15 protein-coding genes are annotated in these 15485 nt (G+C 37.4%); 8 read left to right on the forward strand and 7 right to left on the reverse strand.

The window, feature by feature from the left end; genetic code table 11:
• Positions 1 to 33: 33 nt before the first annotated feature.
• On the reverse strand, positions 34 to 936 hold the full coding sequence (locus tag ACRX5O_RS15910; protein WP_433906833.1) for a PucR family transcriptional regulator: 903 nt from the start codon (positions 934 to 936) through the stop codon (positions 34 to 36).
• Between the two features lie 147 nt (positions 937 to 1083).
• Here ACRX5O_RS15910 and ACRX5O_RS15915 point away from each other — a divergent pair, with 147 nt between their 5' ends.
• Positions 1084 to 1344 (forward strand): metal-sensitive transcriptional regulator, encoded by a 261-nt coding sequence (locus ACRX5O_RS15915; protein WP_119707106.1) that lies wholly within the window; start codon positions 1084 to 1086, stop codon positions 1342 to 1344.
• Between the two features lie 41 nt (positions 1345 to 1385).
• On the opposite strand, the gene ACRX5O_RS15920 is transcribed toward ACRX5O_RS15915, so the two are convergent.
• The 4 genes from ACRX5O_RS15920 to ACRX5O_RS15935 are packed head-to-tail and all read right to left on the reverse strand — an operon-like array spanning position 1386 to position 6258.
• Complete coding sequence (locus ACRX5O_RS15920) at positions 1386 to 2438, reverse strand: YheC/YheD family protein (RefSeq protein ID WP_119707107.1); 1053 nt, start codon at positions 2436 to 2438, stop codon at positions 1386 to 1388.
• On the reverse strand, positions 2435 to 3805 hold the full coding sequence (locus ACRX5O_RS15925) for a YheC/YheD family endospore coat-associated protein (protein WP_119707108.1): 1371 nt from the start codon (positions 3803 to 3805) through the stop codon (positions 2435 to 2437). Before ACRX5O_RS15925 ends, ACRX5O_RS15920 begins: the two co-directional genes overlap by 4 nt.
• Positions 3783 to 4874, reverse strand: coding sequence for a YheC/YheD family endospore coat-associated protein (locus tag ACRX5O_RS15930; RefSeq protein WP_119707109.1), 1092 nt, complete (start codon positions 4872 to 4874; stop codon positions 3783 to 3785). The genes ACRX5O_RS15925 and ACRX5O_RS15930 overlap by 23 nt, the downstream gene beginning before the upstream one ends.
• Positions 4834 to 6258 (reverse strand): YheC/YheD family endospore coat-associated protein, encoded by a 1425-nt coding sequence (locus ACRX5O_RS15935; protein WP_119707110.1) that lies wholly within the window; start codon positions 6256 to 6258, stop codon positions 4834 to 4836. The genes ACRX5O_RS15930 and ACRX5O_RS15935 overlap by 41 nt, the downstream gene beginning before the upstream one ends.
• A 105-nt stretch (positions 6259 to 6363) precedes the next feature.
• Here ACRX5O_RS15935 and ACRX5O_RS15940 point away from each other — a divergent pair, with 105 nt between their 5' ends.
• From ACRX5O_RS15940 to ACRX5O_RS15955, 4 genes are all read left to right on the forward strand, one after another.
• Complete coding sequence (locus ACRX5O_RS15940; RefSeq protein ID WP_240390684.1) at positions 6364 to 7503, forward strand: DUF445 domain-containing protein; 1140 nt, start codon at positions 6364 to 6366, stop codon at positions 7501 to 7503.
• A 68-nt stretch (positions 7504 to 7571) separates the two neighbouring features.
• Positions 7572 to 7925 carry a YlbF/YmcA family competence regulator gene (locus ACRX5O_RS15945; protein WP_119707111.1) on the forward strand — a complete coding sequence of 118 codons (354 nt, stop codon included), beginning with the start codon at positions 7572 to 7574 and terminating at the stop codon, positions 7923 to 7925.
• A gap of 692 nt (positions 7926 to 8617) precedes the next feature.
• Entirely contained in the window at positions 8618 to 9484 is an 867-nt protein-coding gene (locus tag ACRX5O_RS15950; protein ID WP_433906834.1) for a Cof-type HAD-IIB family hydrolase, read from the forward strand.
• A 97-nt stretch (positions 9485 to 9581) separates the two neighbouring features.
• Positions 9582 to 11093 carry a coproporphyrinogen III oxidase gene (locus ACRX5O_RS15955; protein ID WP_433906835.1) on the forward strand — a complete coding sequence of 504 codons (1512 nt, stop codon included), beginning with the start codon at positions 9582 to 9584 and terminating at the stop codon, positions 11091 to 11093.
• A gap of 409 nt (positions 11094 to 11502) precedes the next feature.
• On the opposite strand, the gene ACRX5O_RS15960 is transcribed toward ACRX5O_RS15955, so the two are convergent.
• A complete protein-coding gene (locus tag ACRX5O_RS15960; RefSeq protein ID WP_433906836.1) occupies positions 11503 to 11994 on the reverse strand; it encodes a GNAT family N-acetyltransferase in 492 nt (163 codons plus the stop codon).
• A 120-nt stretch (positions 11995 to 12114) separates the two neighbouring features.
• Between ACRX5O_RS15960 and ACRX5O_RS15965 the strand changes: the two genes are divergently transcribed.
• A complete protein-coding gene (locus tag ACRX5O_RS15965) occupies positions 12115 to 12903 on the forward strand; it encodes an enoyl-CoA hydratase (RefSeq protein WP_433906837.1) in 789 nt (262 codons plus the stop codon).
• Between the two features lie 35 nt (positions 12904 to 12938).
• Here the strand turns inward: ACRX5O_RS15965 and ACRX5O_RS15970 are convergent, their stop codons facing one another.
• Positions 12939 to 13124, reverse strand: coding sequence for a YhzD family protein (locus ACRX5O_RS15970; RefSeq protein ID WP_433906838.1), 186 nt, complete (start codon positions 13122 to 13124; stop codon positions 12939 to 12941).
• Between the two features lie 133 nt (positions 13125 to 13257).
• Between ACRX5O_RS15970 and ACRX5O_RS15975 the strand changes: the two genes are divergently transcribed.
• Complete coding sequence (locus ACRX5O_RS15975) at positions 13258 to 14157, forward strand: ABC transporter ATP-binding protein (RefSeq protein WP_433906839.1); 900 nt, start codon at positions 13258 to 13260, stop codon at positions 14155 to 14157.
• Positions 14150 to 15403 carry an ABC transporter permease gene (locus ACRX5O_RS15980; protein WP_433906840.1) on the forward strand — a complete coding sequence of 418 codons (1254 nt, stop codon included), beginning with the start codon at positions 14150 to 14152 and terminating at the stop codon, positions 15401 to 15403. The genes ACRX5O_RS15975 and ACRX5O_RS15980 overlap by 8 nt, the downstream gene beginning before the upstream one ends.
• Positions 15404 to 15485 lie beyond the last annotated feature (82 nt).

Genomic DNA, 15485 nt, shown 5'->3' on the forward strand with positions numbered 1-15485 from the left:
ACAAAAATAAGTAGAAGGAAATTGGGCAATGTGCTATCTTTGCTTTTGTGATTCAAGTAAGCAAGCGATATAAAGGGTAATGGCACTAGGATAATCTTTTAAATTGACACCAGCTTTTTCTGTAAACTTGTCTATCCGGTATTGTAAGGTGTTTCGGTGAATGTATAACTTTTTTGCTGTGACACTCGCGTTTAAATTATTTTCTAAATATACTTGAATTGTTGCGAGCGTTTCTGGATCGTCCATTAAAGGCTGAAGAAGTTGTATTTCTATGGCTTTTAAAAGCTCAGCTGGGAGACTATGCGAAAGCAAAGTTGGGAAAATGTTCTCAAATGTAAAAACTCTTTCCTTCCGCTTCCATTCTAAAGATTGTTTGAAAAATAGACGGTCTTGATGGAATAATTCCTTTAATTCCTCAGTGGCAGAGTGAAACTTCCCAATGAAGAAACTGACACGTAAGTAAAGATCATTTTCAAATGTCTCAGAGATTTCCAAGAAATTTTCAGCCATTAAAAAGCTGTGAGATTCGTGTTCAATAAGTACAGCATGATTTGGACTTTCCCAAAAAATAATAATTTCTTCAGATAAAAAGCCTTTTAAGGCAAGTTCTAAATCTTTTTGCTCCCAGTCCTCACCTGAACAATGAAGGTGAATGATTCGAACCCGACGCTCTTGTTTTTGTAAAGGGACCTGCCCATCTGAAAATAAAAAATTGTACCATCCCTGAGATTGAAATTCTATGACTGGTGGTTCAAAAGAATGGAAAAGGGCATCCAGTAGCTGTTTTTCTTTTGGGTCTAACATGTTTTTTCTAATTCCAACCCAACCGTCTTCGTTTTCTTCATAAAACCAGTCATACTCTTTTGTATCTTCAAGTGTAGGCTTTTGATTTGTATATTTACTGTCTTTGAATAATTGTAGAATTTTTTTTAGCATATGGTTGCTCCCAAATCATTGTATATCTTCATTATAACAGGTAACGTATAGTATCAATAATTTGGCTTATAATTTCTATTTAAGAAAAGAATACGATATAATCTATTCAATAGGGGATACCGTATTGATAGTTGAGAGGTGAATATATTGGAATACTCACAAGAAATGAAAAACCGGTTAAAACGTCTTGAGGGTCAGGTTCGTGGTGTAATACGTATGATGGAAGAGGAAAAACATTGCAAAGATGTGGTAACTCAGCTATCAGCTGTGCGCTCGGCTGTTGACCGTGCAATGGGATATATTGTAGCAAAAAATCTAGAGGCATGTATTCGTGAAGCAAATGACGAGGGGAAAAACGCCGAGGATGCGATTCAAGAGGCTGTAAATATGATAGTAAAAAGTCGATAGACAAGTAAAAAGACACGCTATGTGATGAATAGTGTGTCTTTTTACTTCTTTTCTATTGTGGAGCGGAATAGCTCGCAAAGCATCTTCACCCGTTTTTCCTCGATCGTTTTTTCATCGAAGCTCATTGGCTTTGAATTAATTTCATAAATAACAAATCTCCCATCTGAAGTTAACCCCAGATCGATGGAGAACTCAGCAAAGAAACCGTATTTCCTAGTTAATTCTTTCCCACAAAGCTCTACGAATTTTTGGATTAAGAGGTCTTGTTCCTGCGTTTGAAATTGTGAATAAGGAAGTAGTTTTCCTCCATTAGGAATATGTGTAGTTACTTGTTGATTGCCTGATTGTCTAACACCTACACCTACAGGAACATGCTTCTCACCTTGCAAAACAGCCAATATTCTAAAATCATACCGTTTCCCTTGATAAAGTTGAGGACTTGCTGCTTGCTGTGCAATATATAATATTTTAAGAAATTTATTAGACCATTTTCCCCAATAATCATGAAAGTCATGGTAAATAACTTGCTGCCTATGGTCTATGAGCAAAAGTTTACCATCTCTCTGCAATTTAATAATATGAATGCCTCTTCCCATTGAAGAATTTGCTTGTTTTATATAAAGAGAGCGATGAGCTAAAAGAAATTCTTCTAGTTCTGTTTTGTCTTCGATTTTTATTGTCGGTAAGAAATACTGTTTAAGACCCATATGCTCCTTGAACTGTAAGTAACAATCGTATTTGTTTAAAAAACCTGGGTTGAAAAAGGGTATTGATTGTTCTTTAAAGAGATTTACAGCCTCTTTAAAAGTACTGGTGTCTTCATGTTTTCGAAACGGAACGCGGTTGTATACTAGCTGTGGAAAGGGAGCCATTACAGTCTCCCATTTATTGTTACTAGGATCATATTTTGCTGCTTTTATTCCATTACTTAAGATATCATCAGGAGAGAATACGATAGATGTTCCGCCGATCTTCCATAACTCCTGTTGAATGGATCGGAACAACGGAATATTTCCAACTAGATTCTTTTCACCTTTTTTACTGGTTAGAATACCGATAAAAGGATTCATATTCCTAAGAACAAGAGAAGTCATTTAAAGACCTCTCCTGGCTGCTTAATCGCTTGCTCTGATAAAAAAACACCAAATGCTAGTGAAAGTTTACGAGTTAATAGGTCAAACTCCTTCATATCGGGGTGCTTAAAGATCGAACGACCTGGTTTTGAATTCGCCTCAAAAAGCCAAACTTTTCCTTCTCGGTCGACTCCTAAATCAAACCCTATTTCTCCAACAATGCCTTCCATATGATTTTCTAATACATGACTTAGTAGAAGACTAGCTTCAGATAATTTTTGCAGTAGCTTCTTTTGCTCCTCTTTATCATCAATCACTTCTTCAATTGTTTTTATACAACCACCACTTTTTACATGTGTAGTCACACTTCCAGGTCCAGCTACTTTTGCTGCAACGGCGGTAACCTTCCAACGGCCATTTTCATCTTTATTGGTGTGAACTCGGAAATCGACTGGACAGCGCTCATGGCGTAGTAAGTGTATCCCTTGTTGAACAATAAGATGATTTAGCTTGTTATTCGGAAACGAATGCTTCATTAAAGATTCTAATGTTTCAAACTTTCTAAGACGATTGATTCCATCGGTATCTCGGAACCGACAATAATAATGATTTTGTTCTCGATCATAAAGGACTTGATAGATTCCAAGACCCAAGCTTCCGTTCATCGGTTTTACATATACATGACCATATAAAGAAAGCATTCTTTCAATCATTGAAAAAGAAGTAAAAGGATGTGTTTCTGGAAGTAGAGAAGAAACAGCGTCAACCGATTCTAGCCTCTCAAAGACATCTAATTTATTAAAAAAGCCTGGATTATACCAAGGAATTAAATACTCAGATTGCAATCGATCTTTCACTTTTCGTAATGCCGCCTTTTTCTCGCTCCGTCGGTTTGGGAGTCGATCATAGATGACATTTGGGAACGGCAAAATGATGGATTCCCAACCATTCTTGTGATAGATAAGTCCCTCTATCGTTCCTTCTTCCCAATTGATATGCTGTTCACCAAAAACAAAGGGGAGAGCTCCAACAAACTTTTTAACAGATAATAACTTGGAAAAGAACATGGACCTTTCCCCAATCGGCCGCATGGCAAATGGAGTAAAACCAGAGGTAAAAATTCCAATAAGAGGACCAATATGAATGGTCTTTTCTGCAATAAATAGATGAAAGGGAATGTCTAAAGATGGGAATTTAATAGCTTCTGCAATGTCAGGGCTAAGAACAAGAGTGTTTTTTCCATCTGGGTGTGGATAGCATGTTACTTGTATCGCAAATGTTCCGAAAGAGATACGAGTTGGAGCATGATGATTAGAAAGCTCAGCCGGAAAGTATACAGTACCTCTTTCAAGATGGTCGCTAATGTCAATTCGATATTGTTTTTTCATGATTCATCAAACTCCTTTTTTGCTCCATCAGGTGTTTTGCATAAAGGATGGGAGCTAACTCTAACACAGCTTTTACTTCAGGTGTGGTGGAAACAACTACTTTTCTTCCCGGCTTTGAATTTACGTCAAGTATCCATAGTGATCCATCCTTCGCGATGCCGATATCTACACCGATTTCAAATAAAGGACGGAAGGTACTTTCTAAAACAGTTGGAAGGAGGGACAAGATATATTGAACTTCTTTTAGAAGAAAAGAAGATGGAGAATTTTCTTTTGACCAGTCCTCAAAGGTATGAATTTTCCCCCCAGCACTAACATTAGAGACGATAGATCCAACAGAACCTTCACGAATACCTTTGCCACGAACAATCCACTTCCCATGTTGATTCTTTTGCAGCAATATCCGAAGGTCAAAAGGATGCCCATCCTTATTGGTTAAATGTTTATATGGTTGAATGAGAAATGTTTTCTTCTTTAAAAGAGATTGAAGCCAAGCTGAAAAAAGTTCTTTTGATTCAAAAATGCGGCTCACATGTTTCTCTTTTTTATCAGTTTCAACAATATATTGATCTTTTTCTTTTTTTATAAAGTAAATGCCCTTCCCTTGAGAACCATTGATGGGTTTAATAATGGCTGGATTGATATGTGAAAGCGAGTGAATAACTTGATCTGCGTGAGCAACTAGTGCTGAGTGAAGTAGATAAGGATGGAGCTTTGAATGATTCAAGACATCATAAAGTTCCATTTTGTTTGGAAGACCATAACCTAAAAAGGTTACATCCCTTCGTGTTTTTAACCAACGTACAATGGAAAGACAACTTTGGGAATGTGTATCATCACCATAAAAGCATCGGTCGTACAAAATATTAGGAAGTGGGAATTCCGCTTCGATCCAGCGGGCTTCGCTCGGATTATATTCCTCGCCAACGATAAGTTCTGAAGTTGGTATAATATTCGATGGGACAAATCTAAAGCAACTGATTCCATAGTTGCTGGCAGCCTGTGCAATTCCACTGAAATAAGAATTTTCATTCCTCAGGTTTAATGTCATGAATCCAAAGGTCAGCATGAGTGTTCTCCTCCAATTCCTTGCTTTTGTACTCGAAAGCGAGTGCTGTACATAATTCCATAATTGCTCTTGTGGAAGGACGGATTTTAACTTCCTGCTCTTCGAAGTTTTTTGAGGGCTTTGAGTTTACCTCAATTAGCCAAAGCTTTCCATCCTGATCAATGCCTATATCTAAACCCAGTTCACCGGTTAAACCATCCGTATTTTCACTAATAACAGCTGCAATTTCCTTGGCTAACTCTTTCATAAGCACGAGTTGCTGGATCGCCACATCTCTTTCAAAGAGTTCAGTTAACGCTTTAATGGGTTTATATGTTTCGCCACCTCTAGCGATATTGGCTACAAATTGTTTTTCACCTGATATCCTAGCTACTACAGAGGTGACTTTCCATGCATTATAAAGATTTTTGTGACATAATACTCTAAAATCAATGTGGCGATTTTTATATAAAAGCAAGGGGATACCCTGCTGAATAATATAAGTTGAATTTTTACGAAAGCGTGAAAACCAATTGAAAAAGTGCTCAACTTTAGAAAAGGACATGAAATCATCACTTTGTGTTCCAGTTGATACCTTTACGATAAATGAATGACTTTCTTTATATAAATGTAAGATTTTTCGGCCTTGACTCCCATGAATGGGTTTAATAAATAGGCTCGAATGTTTAGTTAATAATTCAAGGAAATTGGTTTCCGTAAATAGTAATGTTTCTGGGAGATGTGGTTGCAAATGGTCCTCTTGAATTAACAGTTCATGAACATCCCATTTAGATAAGAAACGGTCATTAAAGAATGGAATATTCAATCTTGTCATTTCGTTTTTTATTTTATTAAAATAGTCACTTCGCTCCTTTCTTCTTGAGTGAATTCGGTTATAAACTACATCAGGTGGAGGGAATGTATGTTTTTTCCATCCGTCATTATAGTAATAGCCACTAATTTCATCTATTGAAAAATCATCACTTTTAAATACGTAAAAAAGTCCACCTGTTTGCTGTGTATGGTAATGAAGTTCCTCGCAAAATGTATGAACGGACCGAAAATTCGGCTCATGATTCGTTTCCGTGCTGTCTGTCATGAGGGCTACAATAGGACCCACTATTAAGGTGTTAGACTCTTCAATAAATTTTGCTAAATACTTTGTTGCCTTATTAGGTATTTTAAAATGTGAGAGTAGGAATGAAGGCAGGTGTACTTCGTTTTTTGGTAAATCAGTAATTTCCACATAAACTTCTATACACACCCTACCAATCTTTAGAAATATGGTAGGACGTGCTAAAATGTGAAAATAACTTGCTAATGCTCGGCTTATCTGAATACAATTTTCTTTTGTTTGAAACGTTTCGGTAGGAATCACCGTAATAGGTAAGTAAGAAGTAGCCATCACGATACCTCTTTCTATTGACCATGTATATGGGCAAAAGCTGATACGGTATCGTATGAAAAAACAAAAACATTTGTGAAAATTTTTATGGAAGGTAGATGTTGTATGAATGTAGCAATAACCATAGCCTTTATGGTTGTCATTGGAGCAGTGATTGGAGGATTTACTAACTCGCTTGCCATTAAAATGCTGTTCCGCCCATATCGAGCGCTTTATATAGGAAAATGGAGAGTGCCGTTTACTCCTGGATTAATTCCAAAACGAAGAGATGAATTAGCTGAACAAATGGGGAAAATGGTGGTTAATCACCTACTAACTCCTGAAAGTATCCAAAAGAAATTCTTAAATGAGCAATTCCAGAAGGATATGATAAGAGTTGCTCAAACGGAGCTTGATCAACTGTTAAGAAGCGAGCTTACTTTGGCACAAGTCTTCGAGCGGCTAGGCTTTAAGCATTTAGAAACAAGTGCATCTGAAAAAATGTCCTTATTTATTCATAAGAAATACGAAGAAGTGATGCCTTGCTTTAGGGAGAAACCAATAAAGGTTGTGCTTCCGGAGGAGCTTCAAGAAAAATTAAGTGAAAAGATCCCTGTAATTAGTGAATATATTCTATTAAGGGGTAAGGACTACTTTAATAGTGCTGAAGGTCAGCTTAGAGTGGAAAGAATGATTAATGATTTTGTCCGTGAACGAAGTGGGATGTTAGGGAATATGCTACAGATGTTCCTTGGAAATGTAAACCTCACAGAAAAGATTCGCCCAGAGATTTTAAAGTTTCTTGAAAATGAGGGTACAAAGGACCTGATAACGACACTCCTTTCAAATGAATGGGAAAAACTATTAAATAAGAAAACGGAAGAATTTGAGGAGCAATTAGGAAAAGAGCAATTACTACAGCTGATCAATCAAACAGTAAAAAAACTTGTGAAGATGGATCAACTTATACAAAAACCTATTTCAGAACTACTTGAAAATAATCGTGCGGACATCATTAACGATTTTGTTCCTGCTGGCTTACGCTTAGTCTTCGACTGGATCACTGGCCGTATGGAGACAATCCTTGAACGATTACACTTAGCAGAGATTGTAAGAGAGCAAGTCGAAACATTTTCAGTAGAACGGCTTGAGGAAATGGTATTATCCATTTCAAGAAGTGAATTAAAGATGATCACGTACTTAGGAGCATTGTTAGGAGGAGTTATCGGACTATTCCAAGGCATTGTTGTTCTATTCATTGGATAGGGATTATTCGCTTTTTATTGAATTGTTTGGTATAGTTGGAAGGATTTCTTGAAAAGGAGTGTATAAATATGGCGGTTAATTTACATGATGCAGCTTATGAATTAGAAAAGGCGATTCGCTCAAGTAATGAATATGCGAGTTTAAAAAGAATCTATGATGAAGTAAACGCTGACCCATCTGCAAAACAAATGTTTGAGAATTTTCGTAACTTACAGCTTGAATTACAGCAAAAGCAAATGATGGGCCAAGAAATTACTCAAGAGGAAGTTGAGCAGGCACAAAAAACAGTAGCACTTGTTCAACAACATGAAAAAATTGCTCAGCTAATGGAAGCTGAACAAAGAATGAGCATGATTATTGGTGAATTAAATCAAATTATTATGAAGCCACTAGAAGAACTCTATGGAGCTATGGGACAATAGCATCTAAAGCACTTTATCTATTTTGATAAAGTGTTTTTTCTTTTAAAATTGAAATAGATACTTAATAAAGTGTATTTCCGCTGCGGGTGGACGCTTTCCGCGGGCGGGGCCGAGCCGCTTCCCTCGCTTCGCTCAGTCCAGGGTCTCGACTTTCCCGCTTTTCCCGCAGGAGTCGCCACCCTCCGCTCCAATAAACTAAAAATCTATAAATAAGCATCGCCTGTATGGTCAATATATTAAGAACTCCTAAGGTTGTACCTCGCATACTATTCTTATCATTATCAACATTTTTTCCATGAATTTGAAAAAATTGAACACTTAGAATTGGCTAATTGTTTAAAGATGACTCAAATGTTTTTTACAGGTTTTTAAAGTCAATTTTCAAAGGAGTATACTTGCTGATTGGAGCGGAAGGTGCTTGACTCCTGGGGGATTAGCAGGACAGGTGAGACCCCACAGGAGCGGTTAGCGACGAGGAGGCTCACCGCCTGCCCCCCGGAAAGCAAGCGCCTGGAGTGGAAATAAGCATTTTCTCTCGCCAATCCTTTTGTCGACAAGCTGGCACTTTATCTATTTTGATAAAGTGTTTTTTCTTTTTGAACTGCAAACTCTGCCTTCTAATTGTTCTAATTACCTCGCTGTTTTCATACATGTGATATAAAGGGAAATGATGAAGGTGGGGGGCACTAACTATGATTTATCGTCTGCTTGCTATAAATATAGACGGAACACTTCTTCAATCAAACGGGCGAATCCAAAGGTCAACCAAGGAAGCCGTTGAATATGTCCAGGGAAAGGGGATTTATGTTACGTTAGTGACATCTAGAAGCTTTGCATCAGCAAAGAAAGTGGCAAAGGCATTAAAGCTCGATTCCTATTTAGTCACACACCGAGGGGCTTATATCGCAAGCTCGATGGATCAACCGGTATTAGTAAGAAGAATTTCGGAGGATGTCACCTTTGAGCTGGTTCGTTTATTAGAAGCCTTTCACTGTCAAATTCGTTTAGTAGATGATCGGTATTCACTGGCCAATCGCTCAAGAGTTAGCAATAATTTACTAGCAAAAACAGTGTTTTCCTCAGGGGATCCTGTCTTTTACTCACAACAATATGTTGATACACTAAGCGATGCAATTTCAGACGAACCATGTAGTCCACCAAAAATTGAAATTTATTTTGAGAGAAAGGAAGACCTTCAGGACGCAAAGAAAGCTATCTACACGATGTATGATGAAGTGGATACATTGCAGCTTGATGATCTTCGATTAGAAATTGTACCAAAGGGTGTATCAAAGTTAACGGGTCTTTTATACCTAGGAGAAAGACTCGGTGTGAAGCGTTCAGAAATGGTTGTTATTGCCGATGCGATAGATGATATTGATATGATTGAAAAGGTTGGGTTAGGTGTTGCCATGGGGAATGCACCCGTTGAGGTAAAAAAGGCAGCAGATTGGGTCACTCGATCAAATAATGAAAATGGAGTCGGATATGTAGTAAAGGAACACTTTCGTAAGCAACAGCCGATTGAGTTCTTAAAGAAAATGAATATTATCAAGTAATTGGAAGGTATGGATCAACGATTGAAAGTTGACCCATACCTTTCATTTTTGTACACTTTTAAGGCAATGATATAAATTTAACTAAAAGGTGATTGTTTTGCAGATTAATATACATGGATTAAAGGAAGAGAAATTCCACCGCCCACTTACAAATATAGCTAACCTATTTTTTGAAGAAACGAAAGTATTCATGGAAAACCATTCGGAACACGCTGAGTTAACGGTAATTTTTGATTTGCGAGTATCGGATTGGCTTCATGTCCAAGCTGAAATACCAGGTTCTGAACCACTACATGCAAATTATGAAAAAGCTCTCCCAGATGATCTTTATCAAAAAGAAAAAGAGAGAATGATTAAACATGCGATTTCTTATGTATATTTATCTGTCCTACAAACTTATACAGGAATGACACAGAAGTGGGGGATTTTAACAGGGATAAGACCAACGAAACTTCTCCACAAGATGCTACATGAAGGGATGTCGAAAGAGAAAGCTCACCAAAAGCTTCAAACGGAGTATATGATTTCTGATGAAAAGATTCAATTAATGCAGAACATCATTGATCGTCAATTATCCGTTGTTCCGGACTTGTATCAACTGCAAAACGAAGTGAGCATTTATATTGGTATTCCATTTTGTCCAACGAAATGTGCGTATTGTACGTTCCCTGCCTATGCTATTAATGGTAGACAAGGATCTGTGAATTCATTTTTAGGTGGCCTTCATTTTGAAATGAAAAAGATCGGACAGTGGTTGAAAGAAAATAACGTGAAAATCACCACTGTATATTATGGTGGCGGAACTCCAACAAGTATTACTGCCGAAGAAATGGACATGCTCTATGAAGAAATGTACGAGTCTTTTCCTGATGTGGCAAATATTCGTGAAGTAACGGTAGAAGCAGGTCGTCCTGATACCATCACACCTGAAAAGCTAGAAGTATTAAAAAAGTGGAATATTGATCGAATTAGTATTAATCCACAATCATATATTCAAGAAACATTAAAAGCGATAGGCCGTCATCACACGGTAGAGGAAACGATTGAGAAATTTAAGCTTGCACGAAAAATGGACATGAATAATATTAATATGGACTTAATTATTGGTCTGCCTGGAGAAGGTGTTGAGGAGTTTTCTTATACTCTTCAAGAGACTGAGAAGCTTATGCCAGAATCGTTAACCGTTCATACCCTTTCCTTTAAACGTGCTTCCGAGATGACGAAAAACAAAGAAAAATACAAGGTTGCGGAAAGAAGTGAAATCGAAGAAATGATGGGGCTTGCCGAAAACTGGACGAAAGAACATAATTATGCCCCTTATTACTTGTATCGCCAAAAGAATATTCTAGGAAATCTGGAGAATGTAGGATACGCGCTTCCTAATCAAGAGAGCATTTATAATATTATGATTATGGAAGAACAGCAGACGATCATTGGTTTAGGCTGTGGCGCTGCAAGTAAATTTATTGATCCTTCAACAGGAAAGATTACGCAATTTTCAAATCCTAAAGACCCAAAGACATACAATGACTCATATGAGAAATATACAAATGATAAACTGGAAATACTCACTAGCTTATTCTCAACCCCAGGCTCCTCTATAAAGTAAGGAAAGTACTTAATTTTAGAAGATAGTAAAAACAGTTTGGTTTGATTTGCGCTGCGGGTGGCGCTTTCCGCGGGCGGGGCCGAGCCGCTTTTCCCGCAGGAGTCGCCACCCTCCGCTCCAATCTATTAATAAGCAATCGATGAACTTAGTATTAAACTACTAAGCGACCGTCCATGAAAATGCTGGATATCGATCAATTGGTTCCTGACGACTATTAATTATTAAAGTATACTAGTTGATTGGAGCGGAAGGCGCTTGACTCCTGGGGATTAGCATTACAGGCGAGACCCCGCAGGAGCTCGCGACGAGGAGGCTCGGCGAATGCCCCCCGGAAAGCAAGCGCCTGGAGCGGAAATCAGCCTTTCTTCCTACTATACATATCAAAAAATTGACAAAAAGCCACGGATATTTAGTTATCCGTGGCTTTTTTGTATGCTTCGTATATTTGTTCTATATTTAACGGTCGCAGCATTCGGTTTTCTGGTTGATCGATTGGACGAAATCCGAATTTTTCATACAGGCTGTGTGCATCCCTGGTGGTTAAATGAAAGGCAGCTCCCTTTAACGTTGGCTCACTAACAATCGTCTCGATTAACCATTTGCTTAATCCCTGGCCACGGTATTCTTTTATCACAAACACATCTGCTAAATAAGCAAATCTAACAAAATCAGTTATTACACGAGCAAAGCCAATTTGCTTGGCTGAAGAGTTTTCTTGTGGATTACCATCAAACAGTCCAAAACATACATTAGAGTTCTCTATTGATTTTACTACTAAATCGCGAGTCATTCCCTTTCCCCAATAGGATTCGTGACAGATAAATTGTTCAATTACATCGAGATTTAAAAGATCTTTGTTAGTTGTAATAAAAAATTGATTATATGAGTAGATTGATTTCAAGAAGAACACTCCTTTCCTTCTTAACTATACCGATTTTTGGAATAATTTAAAATAATTAGTTTTTTATCCGATGGAATACCGATATAATAATAGAAGAGAAGTCATTGGGAGGGGAGAAGGATGAAAACGAATACTGAGTCCAATATAGTGTTAGTAAATGTGAATGGCCGAGTGGCAACGATACAATTGAATCGACCAGAAAGCTTAAATTCACTAAATATTGAGCTAATCAAAGGATTGACGACAAAATTAAAGGAAATAAGTATTACAGATGATATTGATGTTGTGGTTTTAACTGGAAACGAACGTGCCTTTTCTTCAGGTGGCGATATAAAAATGATGTTACAGGAAACAAATGAAAGCGATTTCTTTAATGTGATGGACAGCATTAGCGAATTGGTCATGACTCTTTATTCGTTACCAAAGCTAACTATTAGTGCTGTATCAGGTTCTGCTGCTGGTCTAGGTCTAAGTATAGCTTTAGCGACAGACTATATTCTAGCTGATGAAAAAAGCAAGCTTGCCATGAATTTTATTGGAATTGGTCTCGTACCTGATGGCGGAGCTCACTTCTTCCTTGAGAAAAAGTTGGGTGAGGATCAAGCAAAACAGCTAATTTGGGAAGGAAAAGTAATGACTGCAAATGAGGCATTACAAAAAGGCCTCATTCATCAGGTAACTCCCAATTATTTGGATGCATTAAATCATAAGCTGGAGGAGTATTTAAAGAAACCAGTTCAAGCTATGATTAAAACAAAGAAAATATTGGTTGAAAAGAACCGTCCACAATTATTAAAAATTCTTGAGCTTGAGAAATATGCACAGCATAAAATGAGACAAACGGAAGACCACAAAGAAGGAATCCGTGCCTTTGTAGAAAAACGAAAACCTCAGTTTAAAGGGAAGTAAAGAGAAACTCAGCCAATAGTTACTGGCTGAGTTTCTTAGGCTTTAAAAAGGATTAGATTTCCATCAGGGGATACGAGACGATATGTTTTTTTGTTTAGCTCCTTTTCTTTTAAGAGAACCTCAGCCTTATCTTTTGCGGCCATATCATTCTTCGCCTCGATAGCTTCGTCAATAATTTTTTCTCCAGTAGCTTCAAAGCAAGTTAATTTGTAGACCTTCATCCCTTTTCCCCCTTTTAATTATACTTAGTTTTATTTTTACATAGATAAGGAGGTTCTTGCAAAATAGAAATACAAAAAAATGTAACCTTTTCCATTTTCGTACGTACTACCTTATGGAAGAGGAGGGAAGGACATGGTGTTAAAAATCGAAAATATCACGAAACGTTTTGGAACGTTTACGGCAGTGAACAATCTTTCTATAACCATACCAGAGAGAGAGATGTTTGGTTTTCTTGGGGCAAATGGAGCAGGGAAGACAACGACTTTTCGGATGGTCTTAGGCTTAATGGATAGTAGTGACGGACAAATCACATGGAACGGAAAACCCATTAATTATTCAACGAGCAGATATATTGGCTACTTACCAGAAGAACGTGGACTGTATCCTAAACTAAAGGTAAAGGAACAAATTGTGTACTTGGCAAGGCTAAGAGGAATGGAAAAGGGAGAGGCACAAAAGGAATTAGAAAATTGGCTCGAACGATTTAAAGTTCCTGAATATGCAAACAAAAAGGTGGAAGAGCTTTCTAAGGGAAATCAGCAAAAAATTCAGTTTATCGCAGCCGTTCTACACAAGCCAGAATTGCTTATTCTTGATGAACCTTTTAGTGGACTTGACCCTGTAAATGTCGAGCTGTTAAAAGAGGCCGTACTGGACTTAAAGAAAAATGGAACAACGATTGTCTTTTCAAGTCACCGAATGGAGCATGTAGAAGAGATGTGTGAACATTTATGTATCATGCATAAAGGAAGCCCTGTTGTACATGGCTCTCTTAGGGATATAAAGAAAAGCTTTGGTAAGAAAAATGTCGTGATTCATGCTGATTTTTCACTCGACTTTTTAAAAGAATTTCCTGGAGTAATAAAGCATAAAAAGACCGCAGAAGGAATTCATCTTCAAATAACGGGGGAAGAAGTAGCGGCAAACATACTTAAGGAAATTGTACCTTATGGGTTTATACGAAAGTTTGCCCTTGAGGAGCCGAGTTTAAATGATATTTTTATCGAGAAGGTAGGTGCCTCGTATGAATAAGTTTTGGATCATCCTGGCTCATACTTACATGAGTAAAGTGAAATCGAAATCATTTATTATTACAACAGCTGTTACTTTATTGCTTATTTTAGGTCTTACGAATCTCTCAAACGTGATGGAGTATTTTAATAAAGGAGAATCAGGAGAGGAAATTGCAGTTGTTGATGAGAGTGGAGCACTTTTTTCTCCATTAAAGCAGCAAGTTGAAGCAGTCAATAAAGATATTAAACTAATCGAATTTACCGGGGACGAGAAAGCAGCAAAGGATGCGATTAGAGAAGGTGAATATGATGGACTACTTCTTGTACGTTTGAACAACGTGAACTTACCTGAAGCAACCTATCATGCAATGACTATTGCTGATACAACCATTGCAAATGAGGTAAAAAATAGCCTTCAGCAATTGAAAACACAGTTAGCCGCCACACAGATGGAACTCTCATCAGAGGAGCTAGCTAAACTGTATGAGCCTGTTGACTTCGAACAACTAGCCTTAGAAAAAAACGCAAAAACAGAGGAAGAACTAAACCAAGCTAGAGGCCTTGTTTATGTACTTTTATTTGTCATCTATTTCTCTGTGATTCTATATGCAAACATGATTGCAATGGAGGTTGCGACGGAAAAATCTTCTCGTGTTATGGAGATACTTATTTCAAGTGTATCCCCAATTAAGCAGATGTTTGCTAAGATTCTTGGTATCGGTTTGTTAAGTATTACACAAATGGCTGTTTTACTTGGTGTAGGTTATGCTTCCATTAAGCAAAATCTTGATACGATGCAAGGGGGATTTTTTAGCTTCTTTGGTTTTGGAGATATACCGTTAGCCACCATTGTATATGCCGTTGTATTCTTTATTTTGGGATATTTCCTTTATTCAACTCTTGCTGCCTTTCTAGGGTCACTTGTTAGTAGAATTGAAGACATTCAGCAGATGATTACACCAATGACGATGTTGATTGTTGCTGGTTTTATGATTGCTATGTTTGGATTAAGTCAACCAGAAACACCTTTCATCACTATCTCGTCATATATACCGTTCTTTGCTCCAATGCTAATGTTTATGAGGGTTGGTATGTTATCGTTACCAATTTGGGAGCCAATTCTAGCGATTGCGATTCTTATCGTCACTATTATTCTTCTAGCAATCTTCGGCGCAAGAGTATATAGAGGTGGCGTATTAATGTATGGACGATCAACTTCTTTTAAAGACATTAAAAAAGCCCTCCAACTAACAAAAAATGAATAAGCAAGCTTCGATTTTGAAGCTTGTTTTTTTTCATTTAGTATAAGAACGTGCATTCGTATTTTTAAGATGCTAAAATATAGAA

The organism is Robertmurraya mesotrionivorans (assembly GCF_050971805.1).
Classification (GTDB): domain Bacteria; phylum Bacillota; class Bacilli; order Bacillales; family Cytobacillaceae; genus Robertmurraya_A.